Raw genomic sequence first — 19,555 nt, forward strand, 5'->3', positions numbered from 1 at the left:
CATGACTGTCGCCCGCCACATCGTGGCCGGGCCCGATGCCGCCGCGTTCGCCGAGCGGCTGAGCAAGCAAGTGGCCGGCCACATCGACCGCCTTGAAACATCTGCGGACTCGATCGACTTCGCGTTCAGTACTGCTCTTCTCGCCCTCCAGGCCCACTGCGTGGCCGACCCGGAAGCGGCGAACCTGGAGACCTGGGCAGCGACGGTCAACGCGATGCAGCTGGGCACCGCGCTGTTCGCCGTGACCGGTGCGAGCGAGGGAACGGTGGAGTGCCGCATCAACGGGAGAGTGCGGACCATCCCCGTGATCGGTCCGCAGCCGTACGCCGATGCCGGGAACTGGCTGCTGGCGTTCTGGCTGTCCGTCATCTGCCGTGAGCAGGAACGGATGACGCAGCTGTGCCGGATTCCGCTGGAGCAGTTGCGTTCACCCGGGGGCGAGTACGAGGAGTTCTTCTACCACTGGGTGGATGCCCAGCGGACGTACTGGCTCCGCGGGGCGGGCCTGGTGGAGAAGCTCATCGCGGCGATCGAAACGTCCGATCCCGAAGTGGCGCACACCGTTCCGCGCGACATGCTCCAGGGGCTGTTGTACCCGCCGATCAACCTCTTCCGTCACTTCGTGCGGGGCCATGAAGAGGGCTTCAGCCCGGCCCTGGTGGAGGCTTTGAACCTGCACAGGGCGTATTGGACCCGGAACGAGGAGCGCGCGGCGGACATCGACGGCGCGGTGGCCCTGGGGCCGCTCGCCATGGCGTGCCTGGCCTACGATGGGAAGCTCCCGATCGGCGTGGAGTCGGATTTCGTACCCAAGTACCTTCTTGAGCACGGCTGGCTGGGAGAATTTCCCACTTGATCAGCTCTGAGGATGGGCGCATGGCTGCGCGTATTGCCCGCCACGAGTTCGCCACGGACAACGTCGCGGAGGCCATGGCGCCGGTCGTCGAGAGTGCCGAGGAGGCGCTCGCGGGGCTCGCGACCTCCGAGGACGACCGGTACGACGCGCTCACGCTCGCGCTGGCCGCAGCGAAGTGGCACTGTCTCGCCGACCCCGTCGCGGACCGGTTCACGACCTGGGAGGCGTGGATCCTCGCCATGCAGGCCGGATCCGCGCTGTTCGCGGCGGGCCGGGCCACCGAGGGCACCGTCACCTGCCGGATCGGGGTCAACGGGGAGGAGCGGGAGCTGCCGGCGACCGGCCCGCAGGAGTACCTGCACGCCGGGAACTGGATCACCTCCTTCTACCTGGCCGCGATCTGCCGCGAGAACGACCGGGTGCAGCAGCTCGTGCAGGTTCCGCTCGACTTCCTGCGCGCTTCCGGCGCGGAGTTCGACGACTACCTCTATGCGTGGATCGAGACGATCCAGAACCACTGGTTCGGCCGTCAGGAGACCTGGGAGACGCTCGTCCGGGCTGTCGACGGCACGGATCCCGCGAACGTACGGATCGCCGGCAAGGAACTGATGCTGAAGATCCTCTATCCGCCGATCAACCTCTTCTACCGCTATGTGACGCGTGACAACACCTTGTTCAATGAGGCTCTGGTCGAGGCGCTCACCTGGCACAAGGAGTACTGGACGGCCAACGATGCCCGTTCGAGGAGTGGTGAGGGGCTCGTCGCGCTCGGGCCGCTCGCCATTGCCTGCATGGCCCGCGATGCCGGCATGCCGATCGAAGTCGAGTCCGCATACCTGCCGAAAGAACTGCTGGAATTCGGCTGGGTCGGCGAAGTGGACGCCTAGGCCTTTTCCCTGATGGGTGCGGGCCGTGGTTGTCAGGGGGCTCGGGGATACTGCGAGAGGCAAGCAGCGGCCCCAGACCTGTGAGACATGAGGGAACACCACATGAGCACGGCCACGTCCGGAACCGTCACGGCAGCACCGCGCGCGTCCGGGGGATGGCCGCGCAGTGCGCTGGCCGGGGACGTGCTCATCACCGCCGTGGCCGCCCTGGAGCTGCTCACGCTGCACGGGCAGCTCGACCGGACCGCCGCGCTCGTGTGTCCGCCCGCGCTGATCGCGCTCATGCTGCGGCGCCGGCTGCCCGTGACGGTGCTGCTGGCGACGCTGCCGTCGATGGCCACCGGGTTCCTGTGGCTCGCGCCCATGGCGGCCATGTACACCGTCGCCTCCTGCGCCGTCCGCCGCCGGGTGGTCGTGGGCGCCGGGGCGGCGCTGTTCGCGGCGACGCTGTGGGCCGGCTACACCGTCGGGGCCGCGGCCATGACCTGGAGCGACCACCTGATCGTCGTCCAGGTGGCGCTCATGTTCAGCCTCGGCCCCGCCGGTCTGGGCCTGCTCGCCCGGACCCGGTCCGAGCTGCGGGCCCACGTCGCCGAGCTGTCCGCGTCGCAGGCGCGCGGCCGGCGCCTGGAGGCCGAGCGGGCCGTCGCCCGGGAGCGCACGCGGATGGCCCGCGAGATGCACGACACCGTCTCGTACCACCTCGGCCTCATCGCCGCCCAGTCCGGGGCGCTGTGGAGCACCGCCCCCGACGACACGGTCCGCGAGGACGCCGAGACCATACGCCGCCACAGCGCCGACGCCCTGGCGGAGCTGCGCGACATCGTCGGCGTCCTGCGCCACGCCGCCGGCCGGGGCGACGAGGGTGACTCCGCCCGGCTGGCCAACCTGGGCGAGCTGGTCCGCGAGGCCCGGCTGGACGCGGTCCTCGACCTCGACCTCGGCCTCCCCGACGGCCGCGGCTGCGGCCCGGAGGTCGAGCAGGCCGCGTACCGCACCGTGCAGGAGGCCCTGACCAACGTCCGCAAGTACGCCCCCGGTTCCCGCATCGACATCCGCGTCGGGCCGTCCGCCACCGGCGACGCCCTCCTCGTCGAGGTCCGCAACGGTCCCGTCCCGGACCCTCCCGCCGGCGGCGCCGGTGGCGGCTTCGGCCTCACCGGCCTGGCCGAGCGCACCGCCCTCGTCGGCGGCACCTTCCGCGCGGGCGCCACCGCGGACGGCGGCTTCGCCGTCCGCGCCGAACTGCCGCTCGGTCAGCGGCAGTCGCCCCAGGGGGAGTCCGGATCCGCCTCGTACACCGATACGTGCCGCAGGCTCGACGAGGTGTACGGGGTGCCCGCCCAGTCCTCCGTACGCTCCACCAGCCGCAGCCCCGACAGCTCGGCCAGCAGGTCGATCTCGAAGGGGAAGGCGTAGCGCAGCAGGTGCTCCCGGGTCTCCGGGGCGCCGCCGTCGATGATCGTGTGGGTCGACAGCATGAGCTGCTGCGAGCGGTCCACGGTCAGCGTGTCCAGCATGATCGACCGCTCGTCGAGGTGGCGCATGGAGTGGTCCGGCTTCTCCATGTGGTGGTACGGGGCCGGGTCGAAGGCCTCCAGTACGAAGCGGCCGCCGGGAGCCAGCTGCTCGCGGGCCAGCCGCAGGCAGCCGACCTGCTGCTCCTTGGTGACGGCCACGAAGAACGTGTTCAGCACCAGGGTCACGGTGTCGAAGGTCCGCCCCGTGCCCTCCCGCGTGAAGTCGCCGAGCCGCGTGGTCACCGTGCCCTGCGGATCCCGCGCGCGCAGCTCGGCGAGCATGGGCTCGGAGCCGTCGATCCCGTGCACCGTGAAGCCGTCCCCGGCGAGCGGTACGGCGATCCGGCCGGTGCCGACGCCCAGTTCGAGGACGCTGCCGCCGGGCGGGGTGAGTGCCGCGACGAACGCGACCGCCTGCTCGGTGTCGTGGCCGATCGGGTACATGCGGTCGTACACGCTCGCCAGCTTCTGGTCGTACAGGGCGTTGCCGAGGGTCGTGGTCATGCGGGCGCTCACTCCAAACGGGGTGCCGGTGGGGCACGGTCGGTACGGGGCCGGCCCCGCCGCCGCCCGGCCCCGGCCCACGGGACCTCGGCCGCGCCTCAGCGGGTGCCGGTGCCGGCCAGGGCCGGCGGCCGCGGCCGGCCCGGAGGGGGCGCGGCGCGGTAAGTGGTGCGGTGGCCGGTGCGGTGCGTGGCGCGATGGGTCGCGACCACGGCGGCCTGTACGCGGTTGGTCAGGCCCAGCTTGGCCAGGATGGCGCTGACGTGCTCCTTGGTCGTGGACGCGCTCAGCAGCAGCCGGCGGCCGATGTCGGCGTTGGTCAGGCCCCCCGCGAGCAGGTCCAGCACCTGGCGCTCCCGGTCGGTGAGCGAATCCAGGCGGGCTTCCAGCCCGGCGTCCAGACCCGGGTCCAGGCCGGCGTCCAGGCCGGCGCTCAGCCCCGGGTCCGGCTCGTCGTACCCCGGGCCGCCGCTGAGGTACGAGGGCCCGCCCCCGTATGACGGGCCGCCCCCGTACGACGGCCCGGTGCCGAGGTAGCCGCCCACCACGATCCGGGCCGCCTGCGGCGACAGCACCGTGCCGCCGGAGGCCAGCACCCGTACCGCGTGGACGAGTTCCTGCGGCGTCGCGTCCTTGAGCAGGAAGCCCTTGGCCCCGGAGCCCAGCGCGGCCGCGATGTCCTCGTCGGCCAGGAACGTCGTCAGGATCGCCACGGCCGGCGGATCCGTCAGCGCGCCGAGACCGGCCAGGACGGCGAAGCCGTCCACCTCCGGCATGCGCAGGTCGAGCAACACCACGTCCGGACGGTGGAGTTCGATCGCCCCCAGCGCGGCCGGGCCGTCACAGGCGACCGGAACGTCGATGTCCGGTTCGCTCTCCAGAATGCGCTGCATGCACGAGCGCAGCAGGACTTCGTCGTCGACAATCATTACGCGGATCATCACGCCCCCTTGTGGCGGCCACCCCGTTTGGCCGCACTTCGGCCAAGGTATCAACCGGGTGAAATGGGGTTGAAGTCCAGGGGTGCGGCTGGGGGGAAGGCGAGGTACCGCCCAGGGGAAGCGCTGCCGCAGCCTGCTCAGGCGCCCGCTTCGATCGACTCCTCGATGAGCGCGACCATCGCGGAATCCCAGGTCAGGACCAGCAGTTCGGCCTTCTCACCCTGCGCGGTCGTGCAGGTCAGGGCCGTTCCGCCGCGGCCACCGCCGGTCGCCGCCACGGCCGGCCCGGCCAGCCGCAGCGCGCTGGCCCCGGGGCCGTCCAGGACCGCTCCGGAGCGCCCCAGCGTGAGCTTCCCGGGCTGCATCCCGCTCGCCCGGCCGGCGGCGGCGCCCGTACGGTAACGGCACCGCAGCGTCACCGGTTCGCCGCGCCGGAACGCGGCGACGCGGCGCGCGCAGCGGGCCCGGTCGAGGCCCTTGCCGCCTATCCACAGCGTCAGGTCCATCAGGGAATGCAGCGCGAATTCCAGCAGCAGCATGTGATCGTTCGCTCCTCAACTCAGACGACTCGGGGATGACACGGGCGGACACGGGTCACGGGTCATGGGATACGGGTCACCGGTGCGGGCCGCCCCGCCCGGTCGCGTACCGCCTCGACGATGGCCCGTACGTCGGCCAGTGCCGCCTCGGGGCCCTCGGTCAGCAGGACCCCGGCGCAGCTCAGCGCGATCTCCGTCGCCCCCGCCTCACCGTAACCGGTGAGTTGGGCGGCGACCTCCTCAGGTGTCCCGTACGCGAAGACACCGCCGTCGACCAGCGCGCCCGCGCCCGCCCACGGATCCGACACGTCCACGTCGAGCCCGGCCGAGCGCAGCATGGCCGCGTAGTGCTCCCCGCTCAAGTGCGGTGCGTGCGCGGCGAACGCCAGCTTCCTGGGATCGCGGCCCGGCCTGCGCACCGCGCACGGCACGATCGCCGTCACCCCCGGCACCGGCCGCCCGCGCGACCCGGCGCCCCTCGCCAGAGCCGGCACGATCGCCTCCCTCAGGTGACCGGCCGGGGTCAGCAGCGTGATCGCCACGTCCGCGATCTGCCCCGCCGTGTGCGCCATCCGCGGCCGCAGCACGCCCACGCCGAGTGACACCCGCGGGCAGGGCGCGGCCGCCGCCGTGTGCGGCAGCGGCAGGGGTCCGCCGTCGAGCCGTACGTAGCGCCCCCGGAAGTCCTCGACCGCCTCGCCGTCCAGCAGCCGCCGCACCACGGACAGGTACTCGGCGACGGCCGTGAGCGGGCTCTCGTACGGCTCCCCGCGCAGCGCCGCCACGAAGTCCGGGTCCCCGGCGCCGAACCCGGCCACCACCGGCCGCCCGGTCAGCAGCGCCACGGACCGCGCCTGCACGGCCGCGTCCAGGGGGTGGCGCAGCGCGGTCAGCGCGACGCTGGTCCCGGCGGGCACCCGGATGCCGCGTCCCGCGAGGTGGGCGAACGCCTGGTGGGTGTCGACGACCAGCGACTGGCCCAGGTACAGGCGCTCCAGCGCCAGGTCCCGTACGGTCTCGCCGAAGGCGGCGAGCTCGTCGAGGTCGGAGGCCATCAGCGGGTACATCAGGGACAGCGGCGTCATCACGGGCGGCGCGGGCGTCACGGGGATCCTCTCCTTGGACATCGGGGTCGTGGTCGGGCTCGGGCTCGGGCTCGGGCTCGGGGGCGCGGTCATACGAGGTCCCCGGACCGTTCGGCGGGCCCCGCACCCGACGGCGTCAGGTACGCGTCGGCCTGGAGCCGGAAGAGCCGGGCGTACGTTCCTCCGAGGGCCAGGAGTTCCCCGTGCGTGCCCTCCTCGATGAGCGAGCCGCCGTCCAGCACGAGGATCTTGTCCGCGACCCGGACGGTCGAGAACCGGTGCGAGACCACCAGCGAGGTGGCCCGGGAGCAGATCGTCCGCAGGCGGCCGAAGATGTCCGCCTCCGCCTCCGGGTCGATCGCGGCGGTCGGCTCGTCGAGGATCGCGATCGGCGCGTCCCGCAGGAACGCCCGGGCCAGCGCGATCTTCTGCCACTGCCCGCCGGACAGCTGCCGGCCGCCCTCGAAGTGCCGGCCCAGCACGGTGTCGTACGTCGCCTCGAACCCGTCGACGAACGCGTCGGCGCCGCTCGCCGCGGCGGCCGCGCGGATGCGGTCGGTGTCGTCGAGCTCCTCGACCCGCCCGAAGCCGATGTTGTGGCGGACCGGCATCTCGTAGCGGATGAAGTCCTGGAAGACGACGCCGATGTTGCGCTGGAGGTCGGTGGTGTCGTACTCCTCGATCGGCACCCCGTCGATGAGGATCCGGCCCGAGGTGGGCTCGTAGAGCCTGGTCAGCAGCTTGACGACCGTGCTCTTGCCGGCGCCGTTCGCGCCGACGAGCGCGCAGCAGGTGCCGGCGGGGACGAAGCAGCTGAAGCGGTCCAGGGCGACGGTCTCGGTGCCCGGGTAGCGGAAGGTGACGTCCTGGAACTCGATGCCGTGGGTGAGGCGCCGCGGGAACGGCCGGGTGCCGCCGGTGACGCTCCCCTCGGGCAGTGAGAGGTAGTCGAAGAGGTTCCCGGTGAACAGGGTGTTCTGGTAGAGGGTGGCGACGCCGAGCAGCAGCCCGCCGGCTGCCACGTGCACGGCGCCGAGCGCCTGGAGGTAGCCGGCGAGCTCGCCGAGGCGGCCCGTCGAGACGGTCGACTTGAGGGCGAAGACCAGGGCCCCGGCCGAACCGGCCACGCTGACCAGCCCCAGGACCGCCGACCAGCCGTGCCGGCGCCGCGCCAGGCCCCGGTCCACCCGGAAGAACTCCTGGACCAGCGCCCGGTAGCGGTCCACGAGGTACGGGCCGAGCTGGTACAGCTTCACCTCCTTGTAGGAGGAGTCCGTCGTCGTCAGGTCCTGGTAGTAGAAGGCCCGGCGGCGGTCCTGCGCGCGGTGGTACTCGACGGCGTACCCCTCCTTGCTGAACACGATGTGCGCGGCGAGCGCGGGCACCGGGGCGAGCAGGATGACGACCGCGAGCCAGGCGTTCCACGAGAACAGCACCGAGCTGACCATCACGAGCGACGCCAGCGAGGTGAGCGTGCGCAGCATCTCCTCGAACACCTCGAAGGCCGTGCCGCCGCCGCTCTCGCGCAGGGCGCGCTGCAGCCGGTCGTAGGCCTCGGGGTCCTCGTACGAGCCGAGGTCCATCCGGGTGCCCTTGACCATGACCTGCTCGCCGATCGCGGCCCCGAACTCCAGCTGGAGCAGGGAGTTCAGGTACTGCGCGACCGACGACAGGACGTGCTCGCCGACCGCGACCGCGACCAGCCCGGCGGCGGCCCGGGTGAGCCGGTCACCGGCGCCCGGAACGCCCTCGACGGCGTCGGCGACGGCCTGCACCGCGTCGGCGGTGAGCCAGATCCCGGCGGCGGGGACGGCGGCGGTCAGCAGGGTGAGCAGCGTCAGGGCGCTCACCCGCAGCGGGCTGAGCCCCCGGAAGGAGCGCAGCACCAGCCACCAGTAGCGCAGGTCCCGGGAGAGCCGGCGGTGTGTCTGCGCCTGCGTCTGCGTCTGCGTCTGCTCGGCGCTCACTGGGGCCTCCCGCGCAGGCAGTTCAGTACGTGGCCCCACACCAGGTAGCAGCGGTTCTCGGCGGGCCGGTCCATCGGCAGCAGCCGGTTCACCTGCATGTGCGCGAGGCTCGCCAGGATGGCGTCCCGGCCGCCCCACAGGGTCCCGGCGGCCTCCGCCCGGGCGACGGCCAGCGCGGCGCGGCGTACGGCCGGGGCCTGCGCGTCGAGGACGGCGGCCAGCCGTTCGTGGTGGGCGCGGCCGAGCGGGTGCGGCCGGCGCTCCCAGGGCTGGAGCAGTTCGCACAGGTAGTCGCGGTCCTTGCGGTACCGCTCGCGGGCCTCCGTGTCCTGCGCGGGGCGGGGCATGGCGGCCAGCCGCTCGCGGATGCCGAGCCCCCACTGGGCGTAGAGCGCGTCCACGGCGGCGATGACCACGGCCTCGGGTTCCAGGCCGGGCTCCTCCTCGTCCCACAGGAGGCGCAGCAGCCGGCAGGAGACGTCCGAGTTCGCGGCGAAGAGCTCCTCGACGGCGTCGTGGACGGCCGGGCCGCCGTAACGGCTGATCTCCGGGTGGTAGGTGGCCACTTCGAGGCGCTCGGCGAGACCGCGCCGGACCAGCCCCTCGCCCCAGGCGAGCAGCGCGGGCAGGGCCGCGGCGGGCGCCGCCGTACGGACGCGGATGCGCAGGTGGGCGTCGGGGTCGGCGTACCGGATGTAGAACCACCGGTCCGGATCGGCGCCCGCTTCCCGCAACTGGGGTAGCAGGGCGGGGAGTTCGGTCGCTGCGATCTCGTCGTGGAGGTCCCGGGCCGCGTACAGCTTGAGGTACGACCACGAGGAGCCGGGCAGATGGGCGGGGTGCGCCGAGGGCGCGGCCTTGCGCCGGATCTCCTCGGGGGCGAGGCCAGGGCCGCTCTCCCGGGCGGCCTCCCGGGCCCCGGTGGCGATCAGCGGGATGACGACCTCCGAGAGGTGGCCGCGCCCCGACCCGTCCCGCAGCCAAGCGGAGTCCGGACCGGGCAGCGCCTCGTGGAGGGTGACCCGGCCGGAGCCGGAGCCGGCCCCGCCGCCCAGCTCGGCGAGGAGTTCGTCCACGCAGAGCGGATGGTCGAGGTCGAGGAGCAGCCGGTTGTCGTCGTCCGCGAGGTAGACGTACCGGGGCACCCCCCAGTCGCGCCGCCAGCGGGCCACCTCGTCCGCCGAACGCGGCACCGGCACCGGCCCGCCCGCCGCGGGGGCGGCCTGCGCCCCCGCCGGGTACAGGTTCCACTCGGCGGCGCGTACGACGACCCGGCCGCGCACGACGCGCGGCAGGTGCGGGGCGCCCTCGACGGGGCCCCAGCCGAAACCGGCGGGGGTGGCGTACCGGGCCCGGGAGACCTCCAGCAGGAAGCGGCAGACGTTGGGCGCGCCGTACGGGCTGAGCATGTGGTTCTGGACGACGACGAGTTCGCGCCCGAGCCGCGCCGAGTAGAGGCGCAGGCCCTCGTCGGCCGCGCCGACGTGGATGTCGGCGAGGTCGATGACCTGCTCCGGGGCGGCCGTCGGCGCGACGTTGACCGGGATCTCGTACGCGTGCACCGCCGGCCGGATCGCCACGTTCGCGCCGCGCCCGTTGGCGGGCAGGTACGCCAGTTCGGCGACGACGACGTCCGGTTCCAGGGCCTCGCGGGCGCGGGCGTAGGCGCGCAGCCGATCGGTGGCGTCCGCGCCGAGCAGGTGGCCGAACCGGCCGAAGGTGCGACCGCCCTCGCCGAGGCCGTCGGGGTTGAGGACGGCCCGCCACTCGCCCCGGTCGATGGCCTCGGGGCCGTCCGCCGCGATCTGGACGTACGCGTCGAGGCCCGGGCAGTCGGGGCGCCCGGAAAGGCCCGCTGAGTTCGCGGCGTTCGCGGCGTTCGCGGCGTCCGGGGGCAGCAGCCGGCGGAGCACCTCGTCGGTCAGCTCGACCTCGCCGGCGCCGCGCCGCCACGCGTCGGCCGCGAGGGCGACGAGCGCCCGGGCGGTGTGCGGGTCGTCCTCGGCGACGGGCTGGTTCAGGGCCATGGCGCGCGGCGGGGTCAGGTAGCCGCCCGGCGCGTCCAGGCCGCGTTCGGCGCCGAGCAGGTCGAGGACGGGGACGAGCGCGTCGGAGCCGTACCGCTCCATGAACGCCTGGTGGTACGCGCCGAGGTGGTCGTACCCGGCGGGCGCGGCCCGGCCCAGCTCGGCCAGGCAGCCGACGGCCTCGGCTACCTCGGCGGCGATCTGCCGGTTCAGGGCGGGCGCGGCGAGGTCGAGGGCGGAGTCCACCTGCGACGGCTGGCCCTTGTGGAGGGGTACGAGGGCCCGCTGGGCGGCGCGGAGCCGGCGGAGGGCGTCGGTGTCGCCGTACGGCGCGCGGCCGGTCAGCCCGACGATCTCGCGGAGCGCGGCCACCGCCGGGTGGTCGACTCCGGCGGCGGTGAGCCGGTCGAGGACGTACGCCTCGGGGCGCGGCTCGGTGACGGGCGGCCGCAGGTCGGTGACGAGCAGCCCCAGCCCGACCAGCTCGGCGACGAACGCGCTGATCCGCTCCCGGCCGGCCGCGGGGAACTCCTCGGCCAGCTCGGTGACCAGAGTGGCGTACGGGACCGGCGCGGCGGGCGGGGCGAGCGCGCGGATCCGGGCGAGGGGGGCGGTGTGGCGGACGCGTACGGCGCGGCGGTCGGAGGCGTCGCCGTGCACTCCGGAGGAGGGCAGCACGAGCCGGTCGCCCACCCGGTGGGCCATGGCGTTGACGGACACCCCGAGCCGGGCCAGCGACTGCGGGTCCTCCTCCAGGCGCTGCACCAGGGCGAGCAGCCAGGCCGTGTCGGCCCGTACGTGGGCCTCGCCGAGCGCGGTGGCGCCGAGGCGGGCGGTGGTGGTGTCCCCGAAGGTGCCGAGGGCGACGCCGGAGAAGGCGCCGAAGGGGGTGGGGCGGGTGCTCATCCGGGTGAGGTAGCGCAGGGCGCGGGAGTGCACCCGCCGCGCCTCCTTGCCGGAACCGGAACCGGAACCCGAACCGGAACCTGAGCCCGACCCCGGCGCCGAGCCGTCGAGCTTCGCCAGCCCGTCGAGCAGCCCGCTCCCGGCGGCGACGAGCCCGTGCCGGACCCGGGGGTCGTCGGCGAGGGCGCGCAGCAGCCGGGCCCGGGTGCGCTCGCGGTCGGCCCCGTCGAGGGCGTCCCGCCAGACGCCGACGGGCAGGGCCGGCGCGCGCAGGAGGTGGAAGTCGAGGGCGTGGTACCGCTGCATGGGGCGGGTCGGTTCCTTGCGGGTCTCGGGAAGGGAAGGGTCGGGGCGGTAAGGGCGGTCCGGCTCACCGGGGGAACAGCACGCTCCACCAGCCGGGCCGGTGGCCGGTGGCCAGGGCGCGCAGGGTGAGCGCGATGCCGGCGGCTCCCGTGAGCAGCCCGGGGTTGTCGACGACGTGCCCGGTGGTCTCGTGGTCGCGGTAGAGCAGCGGCAGCCCGGGGTCGGCGGCGTCCACCAGCCGCAGGGTGAGGCCCGGCAGGGCCCGGGCGGCCCCGGCGCTGCCGTGCGCGGCGAACTCGTGGGCGAGCGCGGCGATCCCGGCGAGCCCGTGGCACACGGTCGGCGAGCGCGGTACGTCCCCGTCGGCGACCCGGTCGAGCAGCCCGTCGAGCGCGGCGAACGCCCGCGCCTCCAGGCCCGGATCGCCGGTCGCGCGGGCGACGGCTAGCAGCCCGGCGGCGACGCCCCCGGTGCCGTGGCACCAGGCGGGCGCGGTCTCGCCGCCGTCGGCCGGCACGACCCGCGACCACCGCAGCCCGCCCGCACCGCCCGCCACGCCCGCGCCGCTCCCGCCGCGTCCGGGTCCCGTGCCACCGTCGCCGACGGCCAGCAGCCACCCGGTCAGCTCCTCCATGGCGGCGCGCTGCCCCGGCACCCGCCGGTCCCGGCGCCACGCGGCGGCGAGGGCGGCCGCGATCCCGGCGGCGCCGTGCGCCATGCCGGTGTCGAGCCGGCCGCCCACGGCCCAGTTCCCGTCGGCGGCCACCCACACGAGGTGGCGCAGGCACCGCTCCAGGGCCTCCTCGACGAGCGGGGTCGCGGGCGCGGCCGCACAGAGCTGTACGGCGATCCCGGCGGCTCCGTACACCAGGTCGTAGTGGTGGTCGGCGACGGCGCCGGGCACCCTCGGCCAGTCGGCGTCGATCACCTGCCGGGCCAGCTGTTCGTGGAGCCGCCCGAGACTGGGGAGGAAGCGCGGCTCGTCGCGGGACACGTCCTGGAGGGCGAAGGCGAGCCCGGCGGTCCCGTCGAACAGACCGGGGTGGTGCAGCGGGCTCTGCCCGGTGGCGGCGAAAGCGGCCCGAGTGAAGGCGCGGGCGCGGCCCTGCCCCTCCTCCCGCCCGGCGGCGTGCCGGTGCAGGAGGGCGAGGCCGGCGTGCCCCTCGCTGAGGGAGGCACCGGCCCAGAAGGACACGTCGCTCTGGCGGGCGGCGCGTACGGCGGCGGCGTCGGCGCGCGCCGGGGTGTCGAGGCGCTCGGCGATCAGGCCGGCCACGGCCTCGGCCCGGGCGGCGAGCCCGGCCGGAAGGGGCGGTACGACGGTCATGGATGGCCTAGCGGGCTTCGGTACGTGCGGTACGTGCGGTGCATGGGGCGCCGGAGCGGATCCTCGGAGGAGGCCCCTCGGGGGAGGCCCCCCGGCCGGGAAACGGCCGGGGAACCCACCACTCGACGCGAACGGCGTTGGTGTGGTCAGCACTTGCCGTTCGTACGGACGGCGGCGCAGGCCGCGGTCATCTTGATCGTCTGCTTGATCGTCTGCTTCACGACGGCCTTGCTGACGATGCGCGAGGCGATGCTCGCGGCGGGGGACAGCTGGGTCTCGGCCGGGTCGGCGGAAACGGTCACGCGGGCGTCGAGGTGGAACTCGTCCATCGGTACTGCACCTTTCATCTCACACAAGGGGCCGCCCCCCGTGTCGGAACACCGGAAGGCGTTCCGGTGGCGGCCCGGAAATGAAATTACCGACGGGCGCGAGACGGCAGTACCCGCCGAATTTCCTTTTCCCACCCCGCCGTTCGGCGGCCGTGGGACCGCCGGTCAGCGGGACTGGAGGGCGTCCAGTCCGACGGCCATGCACAGGGCGAGGACCCGGTCGAGCGAGGGGTCCTGGACGCGGATCACGTAGCGGTCCCGGATGCCCCACTTCCGCTCGACGGACAGGACGGGCTTGTCCTCCCGCACGAAGTCGAAGTGGTAGACGAACGGCACCGGCGGTACGGGGATCACGGGGACGACGAGGTCGAGCAGCTCCCACCCGCGCCGCGCGAGGGCGACCCCGAGCCGCCGTTCCTTGCCGACCGCGGCGGCCTCGTCCCCCTGCGTCAGGTGCCAGGTGGAGCGTATGAGGGACGCCTTGACGTCCTTGCGGAACGTGCCGATCGTCGCCCCGTCGGGCCGGCTGACGTCGTACGTGGCCCCGAAGTCGATGACCTGCCGGGCCTTGAACCCCCCGAGCCGGCGGGTCCGGTCCTCGCCGCTCCAGAGGGTCAGTTCCTCCTTCAGCGCGAGCCGCTTCTGCTCGGCGAACGCGAGGACCTGCCCGCCGTCCGGCGTCGTGACCGTGTAGCGGTTGACCAGCGGGGTGATCTTCTGGGTCATCAGATATTCGTTCAGGTGCTCCATACGGGAACCCTAGGCAGCCCGGGGTTCCCCCTCCCTACGCCTGAGGGCGGAACGCACCCCCGCCGACCGGCGGGTACACCCCCGCCGACCGGCGCCCGGCCCCGCCCTATCCGTCACCCCGGCCGGATCCGGCGTCCAGCCACAGCGGATGCTCCCGCGCCGCCCAGGACCGCGCGACCGACCCGGTGCGCATGCCCCGGCGCGCCTCCGGATCGGCGAGCGCCCGTCCGATGTGCCCGGCCAGCACCACTCCGATCGCCAGGGCCAGCCAGTCGTGCACGAAGGTGGCGCTGGTGCGCCACACCAGCGGCGCCAGGTGCGTGAACCACATCAGCAGCCCGGTCGCCAGCATCACCAAGGCGGCGCCCGCGATCCACGACGCGTAGAGCTTCTGCCCGGCGTTGAACTTCCCCGCGGGCCGGGACGCGCGCCGGCGATCGCGTCGCCGGGCCGCGCGCAGCCACGTCCGGTCGTGCGGCCCGAAGCGGTTCAGCCTGCGCAGATCGGCCCGGAACGCCGGGGATCCGAGCCCGAGCAGGAAGGGCGCGGGCAACAGGATCCCGGCCCATTCGTGCACGGTCACGACGAGCTCCCGACGCCCGACGAGTTCGGCGACCTGCGGTACGTACAGGGCGGCCGCGGTCGCCACGCACAGCAGCACCAGAGCGGCCGTCGTACGGTGCGTCCAGCGCTCGGCCCGGCTGAACCTCCGTACCCGCGCGCCCGGTTCAGACGGTGGGGGCGTCGCCGCGGCCGTTGGACCGGCCGACCCAGGCGTCGACGTCATAGCCGCGCTCCTCCCAGTAGCCGGGGCGCACCTCGGAGGTGACGGTGATCCCGGAGATCCATTTCGCCGACTTGTAGAAGTACATCGGAGCGACGTAGAGCCGGACCGGGCCGCCGTGCGCGTGGCTGACGGGCTCGTCCCGCATCCGCAGGCAGACGAGGACGTCGTCGCGCCGGGCCTGCGGGAGGGTGAGGCTCTCGCTGTACGCGCCGTCGAAGCAGGTGAAGCGGATCGCCCGGGCCCCGGGACGCACCCCGGCGGCGTCCAGCAGGAGCGACAGCCTCACGCCGGAGAAGGCGGTCGCGGGCACGCGCCAGCCGGTCACGCACTGCACGTCCCGTACGACACGGGTCTGCGGCAGCGCGCGCAGCGCGTCGAGGCCGTACGTCGCGGGGCGCTCGACGAGCCCGTCCACGGTGAGCCGGTAGTCGCCCTCGGGCCGCCGCGGCACGGAGGAGGCGACGGAGTAGTAGCGGAACCCGCCCCCGTTGGGGAGCAGCCCGGTGAGGCCGGTGGGGTCCGTGTCCGAGGCGGCCCCGAGCAGGGCCTCCGTCCCGCGCTGCACGTACGGCGCGGCGACGAGCCCCCCGGCGCCGAGCCCGAGCATGCCGAGCACCACACGGCGTCCGACGGGGGCGCCCTCGCTGTCGGGATGGTCTGTCGTCACGCCCCGAGTCGAACACCGCGCGCCACGGATGACCAGCGAAACCGCCGTGACGTCAGACTTCCGTCATCACCTGCCGTCGGAGAAGTTGTGCACGCCCCACCAGCCCGAGGAGTCGTGATGGAGGCCCACGCCGACCTCGGTGAAGTCCGGACTGACCTGCGCCTTGTAGTGGCCGGGGCTGTGGCGCCACATCGACTGGAACTTCTCGGCGGCTTCCTGGGCGGTCATCGAGGCGTCGCTGAACCAGACGATGTTCTCGCCGGTCCAGGTCCGCGTGCCGGTCTTCAGGTAGGCGCGTTCCTCGGAGGAGGAGTGGGAGAACCCGCTCGTCCGCATGTGCTCGGCCCACTTGCGGGCGAAGTCGCTGAGGTCCTGCCTGAGCGCGAGCGGGGGCCGGCCGACGGCGGCCCGCTCGGCGTTGAGCAGCTGCAGGGACAGCGACTGGGCGGTCCGGACGTCCTGCGTGGAGGTACGGTCCCCGGGCACCTTGGGGTCCGGCCCCGCCGGCCCGCTCGCCGGCGACGCGGCGGCCTTGGAAGGGCGCGCGTGCGCGGAGGCCGACGCGGAGGCCCTCGGGCGGGTTGCCGCCGGGGTGGCAGTGACGGAGGCAACGGGGCGAGGACTGCTGGAGACGGTCCCGGTGCTGGTGGGAGCCGGCACCGCACCACCCCCCACCACGGGATCCGGCCGACCGGCGAGCGCGGAGGGCGCGGAGGGCGCGGAGGGCGCCCCCGCTACAGCGACCGCTGTCCGCTCAGGCGCCGCACCGGACAGGAGCGCGTAGGCACCCCCGCCCCCGGCGAGCAGTACCACGGCGGCCGCCGCCGCGAGCACCGGCGCCTTGCGCCGCCGCTTCCGGTGCCCCCGGCCCACCCGCCCGAGCCGGTCCTCACGGTCGTGATCCTGCATCGCATCTCCTCGAAGCCGACGGCCCACCTGGCCTGACACAGAGGGAGACTCCCGGGCCCCGCGGAGATAACACCTTCCTCGCCAGGACCGGCGAACGACTTGGTGCGCGGCCCCGACGGAACCGGGTAACGTCTTTGTCATGTTCTTCCAGACGCCGATTTACGAGCGTGGGGCGTGACGGGCCCCCGCTGACGCCCTTCGACGTCGCCGCGCCCGCCCCCCACCCATGAATCCGTAGATCACTCCACAGTTACCGGGAGAACCCATGACCGACAGCAAGAACATCAACAACCCCGTGGGCCAGGGCGGCGGCCAGCGCAAGAAGCTGTCCCGCGCCGAACGCCAGAACAACGGCCCGCACCGCAACCTCGACCGCAAGGGCGCCGCCGACCAGAAGGCGGAGCTGATACGCAAAATGCGCGAGAAGACCGCCGCACCCGAGCAGCCCAACACCCCCACCCAAACCTGACCCACCCCCGCCACCCCCAGGTCCCGGACCGCACCCCCGCTCCGGGCCCTTCCGCGTCACGCGCACCCCCGCCCCAGCCGCCCGACTGCGGAAGCCGCCTCCGACGCCGCTCCACGCACGCACCGGGACGCCCGGCCGCCATCACCACTCCCCTACGCCCACACCACGCGAGCGACGCCCTGCTCCGCGCGGCCAACGCGGAAGCGGTACTGCCCCGGGAACCCGATACAGCCGGACACGGGGGACGATCGTCACGGACCCGGACGGTACGCCCGAAGAACGGGTCAAGGAGAGGCCGGAGCACATGCGTAACGGGAGACGCAAGAACAAATGACCGCGATCGAACGCCTATGGGGAGACTTCGAGCTGCCCATCAAGGACGCACTCCACTATGCCAACGGGCACTCCTACGATGTCGCCCTCGACTCCGCCGCACCGACGGGTTTCACGGTGCTAACCCCTTTCGATCTCGCTGGAACGCTGGAAGGCGACCCGTCGTGGGTGTCCTCGGTCGATGGGCTTGCCGCCGTAGACCTGGGAGAAAAGGGGCTGCTGTGGGGCGGCGAGGGTTCGCACGGGTCGGAAGGATTCATCGCACGCCTGACCGTTGACCGCGCGCTAACTTGGGCGATGTTCTTCACGGAGTCGAATCCGTTCGACCGGATTCGACTGTCAGGAAACGTTGCCACCTTCAGCTCGACCTCGGGGCTGGAGATCGAACTCGACATCGACGATCCACGAACCCCAATTCCCGAGCCCGGCCCGACCGCCGCCCGGATGACCGACACCGCCGCAGACACCTCCTCCTAGAGAACTTCTCCCGTCCTCGCCGGTGGGTACGAGGCGCTGTCGTGCCCCCACGGCCCGATGCCCCCCGAGACACCGGCCGAGCTCCTACAGAAGGAGGTGGCCGCCGCCCTCGTCAGGGATGGTGCGCGAGGCCCGAGCGGGACTGGGTAACGAAGAAGGCCCAGGTCGTTGACCTAGGCCTTCGTTCAAGAGCGGACGACGGGAATCGAAGCGGGTGAGCGTTGCCACCGCGACACGGGGCCACGCTCTCTGCGTGATCGAGGCCAAAGGAGTTCACACCCGTCGACGCCGCACACGCCCTGACCTGTGCAGACCCTGATAACCCCGGCGACTGGACCGGTGTCGAGAGGACGTTCCGGGACGGACATGCCGAAACGTGGTGGGCAGCCCCTCGGTCGGTGGGGCCCTGACGGCAACGTCCGCCTGGTCGTGGCCACCACCGACCCGGCCACCCTCCCCGCACACAGCACCTGGTACCTGGCCACCGACCTGCCCCGGCCCGGCGGACCCCGTGAGGCCGGCAAACCACCGCTAGAGGGGCGGCGCCCCGCGCAGATGACGTACGAGCTGTTCGAGGGCGGTCCAGCTCTCGGCGGTCTCGCCGTCGCCGAGCGCGTAGTAGTAGCCCGGCCGGGCGCTGGGGCCCAGCTGCACCGGGCGTTCCCGCAGCGGCGTCCTGCTCGCGGTGTCGCGCCCTGCCTCCCGGACCTCCGCGGGGCCCAGTACGAAGGCGTACGGCAGCGGTGGGTGCTCGAAGCGGGGCGGGGCGCTCAGGTCCCGGCGCGCCTCGCGCAGCTGGCAGATCATGGTCTTCAGCCCGTGCCGGGTCACCAGCTCGCCGGCCAGCTCCGGCAGCGCCTCCAGGGGCAGCTGCTCACCGAGGCCGTAGCCCACCGTGAGGGTGACGTCCTCCTCCACCCCCTCCGCCGTGCGGATCACGCGCAGGGTGGCGACGGCGGGCCGGTCCGGGGTGCCGACGACCACCGTCCAGGTGGACTGGGGGGCGCGCTCGTACGCCAGGTCGGTCAGCTGCCGCCGCGACCAGGTCAGACCGGCCGGCTCCGAAGTCCCCCAGCCGGCCGGCGGGCTGCCGGTCAGCGCCCGGTAAGCGGCTTCCAGCCCACCGCCGAGGACGAGGTCCGCCTCCGGCGGGTGCAGGGTACGGAAGGAGACGATGAGCTGACGCTCGCCGGTGGGCCGGACCTCGGTGAACGCGTCCGCCACCGGGGTCTCACCGCTCTCGTCCCGGTCCGGGCAGAAGGCGCCGTCCTGCCAGCGCAGCACCGCGCCGGTCAGCCCGTCGTAGTAGCCGCACCGCTCGTCCTGCACCACCCAGCGCGAGGGCAGGGACTGCAGCAGCATGCGGGTGGGCAGGGAGAGCCGGCAGTGCGGCGGGGTGACGATCTGCAGGGACCGGTCGCTCTCCACGGTGGCCCGCAACGCCTCGGAGAGCCAGCTCGTCATGGGAACGACCGGGCGGTCCTGGAGGACGACGGCGGCCTCGTCGGTGAGCATGTCGACGGCCGGCTGGGCAGCGGCGGGTACGGGTACGGCAGTGATGCCCGCGACGTCGACCGGGCGTGCCGCACCGATGGTGCCGGGGGCGTCCGGCGGCCAGACCCGGCCGCCCAGAAGCATGGTCAGACGGGCCGCGAAGGCACCCGCAAGCTGCTCTGCCTGGGGGAGGCCCGTGGTGGCGCGGGCCTCGATCCACCACGCCGGGCCGTCGCCGGACGGCTCGGCGCCGGGCCCCAGCAGCCGGGCCGCCTCGCCCGGCACCTGGAGCATCAGCGGCGCCTCGATCGAGACGAGCGGCCGGCCCTCGGCGTCGCACAGCTGGATCACGGCGCCCTCGCCGGTGGTCCCGATCGTCAGGTCTGGGCCGCCGGCCAGCAGGCCCGCCAGGATGCTCAGGGCGTCCGGCATGCGCTCGGTAAGTGCGATCACGTCCTTGGTCATACGGTGTTCC

The 19,555-nt window shown here is 73.6% G+C and carries 17 protein-coding genes and 2 pseudogenes; 6 read left to right on the forward strand and 13 right to left on the reverse strand.

The window, feature by feature from the left end; genetic code table 11:
* The first annotated feature begins 1 nt into the window (after position 1).
* The 3 genes and pseudogenes from IE248_RS14985 to IE248_RS38565 form a co-directional block, all read left to right on the forward strand.
* Entirely contained in the window at positions 2-856 is an 855-nt protein-coding gene (locus IE248_RS14985) for an immunity 49 family protein (RefSeq protein ID WP_190031035.1), read from the forward strand.
* 20 nt (positions 857-876) lie between these two features.
* A complete protein-coding gene (locus IE248_RS14990; RefSeq protein WP_190030930.1) occupies positions 877-1,743 on the forward strand; it encodes an immunity 49 family protein in 867 nt (288 codons plus the stop codon).
* 666 nt (positions 1,744-2,409) lie between these two features.
* A pseudogene (locus IE248_RS38565) lies at positions 2,410-2,988 on the forward strand (sensor histidine kinase); the annotation flags it as partial.
* A gap of 11 nt (positions 2,989-2,999) precedes the next feature.
* Here IE248_RS38565 and IE248_RS14995 read toward each other — a convergent pair.
* The 12 genes from IE248_RS14995 to IE248_RS15050 all read right to left on the reverse strand — a co-directional run bounded on the left by IE248_RS14995 (position 3,000) and on the right by IE248_RS15050 (position 16,307).
* Positions 3,000-3,767: a class I SAM-dependent methyltransferase gene (locus IE248_RS14995; protein ID WP_190030931.1), complete on the reverse strand. Its 768-nt coding sequence runs from the start codon at positions 3,765-3,767 to the stop codon at positions 3,000-3,002.
* A gap of 98 nt (positions 3,768-3,865) precedes the next feature.
* Positions 3,866-4,696: a response regulator gene (locus tag IE248_RS15000; protein ID WP_229895328.1), complete on the reverse strand. Its 831-nt coding sequence runs from the start codon at positions 4,694-4,696 to the stop codon at positions 3,866-3,868.
* 149 nt (positions 4,697-4,845) lie between these two features.
* Positions 4,846-5,247 carry a hypothetical protein gene (locus IE248_RS15005; RefSeq protein ID WP_037797913.1) on the reverse strand — a complete coding sequence of 134 codons (402 nt, stop codon included), beginning with the start codon at positions 5,245-5,247 and terminating at the stop codon, positions 4,846-4,848.
* A 62-nt stretch (positions 5,248-5,309) separates the two neighbouring features.
* Entirely contained in the window at positions 5,310-6,353 is a 1,044-nt protein-coding gene (locus IE248_RS15010; RefSeq protein WP_229895329.1) for an LLM class flavin-dependent oxidoreductase, read from the reverse strand.
* A gap of 68 nt (positions 6,354-6,421) precedes the next feature.
* Positions 6,422-8,299 (reverse strand): ABC transporter ATP-binding protein, encoded by a 1,878-nt coding sequence (locus tag IE248_RS38175; protein ID WP_190030934.1) that lies wholly within the window; start codon positions 8,297-8,299, stop codon positions 6,422-6,424.
* Positions 8,296-11,538 (reverse strand): lantibiotic dehydratase, encoded by a 3,243-nt coding sequence (locus tag IE248_RS15020; RefSeq protein ID WP_190030935.1) that lies wholly within the window; start codon positions 11,536-11,538, stop codon positions 8,296-8,298. The genes IE248_RS38175 and IE248_RS15020 overlap by 4 nt, the downstream gene beginning before the upstream one ends.
* A 64-nt stretch (positions 11,539-11,602) precedes the next feature.
* Positions 11,603-12,865, reverse strand: coding sequence for a lanthionine synthetase LanC family protein (locus IE248_RS15025; protein ID WP_190030936.1), 1,263 nt, complete (start codon positions 12,863-12,865; stop codon positions 11,603-11,605).
* A 146-nt stretch (positions 12,866-13,011) separates the two neighbouring features.
* Complete coding sequence (locus tag IE248_RS15030) at positions 13,012-13,194, reverse strand: hypothetical protein (protein WP_037793209.1); 183 nt, start codon at positions 13,192-13,194, stop codon at positions 13,012-13,014.
* A 165-nt stretch (positions 13,195-13,359) separates the two neighbouring features.
* Positions 13,360-13,944, reverse strand: coding sequence for an LURP-one-related family protein (locus IE248_RS15035; protein ID WP_073797831.1), 585 nt, complete (start codon positions 13,942-13,944; stop codon positions 13,360-13,362).
* Positions 13,945-14,050: 106 nt separating this feature from the next.
* Complete coding sequence (locus tag IE248_RS15040; protein WP_190030937.1) at positions 14,051-14,731, reverse strand: cytochrome b/b6 domain-containing protein; 681 nt, start codon at positions 14,729-14,731, stop codon at positions 14,051-14,053.
* Positions 14,673-15,338: a molybdopterin-dependent oxidoreductase gene (locus IE248_RS15045; RefSeq protein WP_229895354.1), complete on the reverse strand. Its 666-nt coding sequence runs from the start codon at positions 15,336-15,338 to the stop codon at positions 14,673-14,675. Before IE248_RS15045 ends, IE248_RS15040 begins: the two co-directional genes overlap by 59 nt.
* 126 nt (positions 15,339-15,464) lie before the next feature.
* Positions 15,465-16,307: a CAP domain-containing protein gene (locus IE248_RS15050; RefSeq protein WP_190030939.1), complete on the reverse strand. Its 843-nt coding sequence runs from the start codon at positions 16,305-16,307 to the stop codon at positions 15,465-15,467.
* 265 nt (positions 16,308-16,572) lie between these two features.
* On the opposite strand from IE248_RS15050, the gene IE248_RS15055 reads away from it, so the two are divergent.
* The 3 genes and pseudogenes from IE248_RS15055 to IE248_RS38690 all read left to right on the forward strand — a co-directional run.
* Positions 16,573-16,776, forward strand: a complete 204-nt coding sequence (locus tag IE248_RS15055; RefSeq protein WP_073797835.1) for a DUF6243 family protein — start codon at positions 16,573-16,575, stop codon at positions 16,774-16,776.
* 330 nt (positions 16,777-17,106) lie between these two features.
* Positions 17,107-17,586 (forward strand): hypothetical protein, encoded by a 480-nt coding sequence (locus IE248_RS15060; protein WP_190030940.1) that lies wholly within the window; start codon positions 17,107-17,109, stop codon positions 17,584-17,586.
* 272 nt (positions 17,587-17,858) lie between these two features.
* A pseudogene (locus tag IE248_RS38690) lies at positions 17,859-18,114 on the forward strand (IS701 family transposase); the annotation flags it as partial.
* Between the two features lie 3 nt (positions 18,115-18,117).
* Here IE248_RS38690 and IE248_RS15065 read toward each other — a convergent pair.
* Entirely contained in the window at positions 18,118-19,545 is a 1,428-nt protein-coding gene (locus tag IE248_RS15065) for a DUF6177 family protein (protein WP_190030941.1), read from the reverse strand.
* Between the last annotated feature and the right edge of the window lie 10 nt (positions 19,546-19,555).

Source organism: Streptomyces goshikiensis, assembly GCF_014650555.1.
In the GTDB taxonomy this organism is placed as follows: domain Bacteria; phylum Actinomycetota; class Actinomycetes; order Streptomycetales; family Streptomycetaceae; genus Streptomyces; species Streptomyces goshikiensis.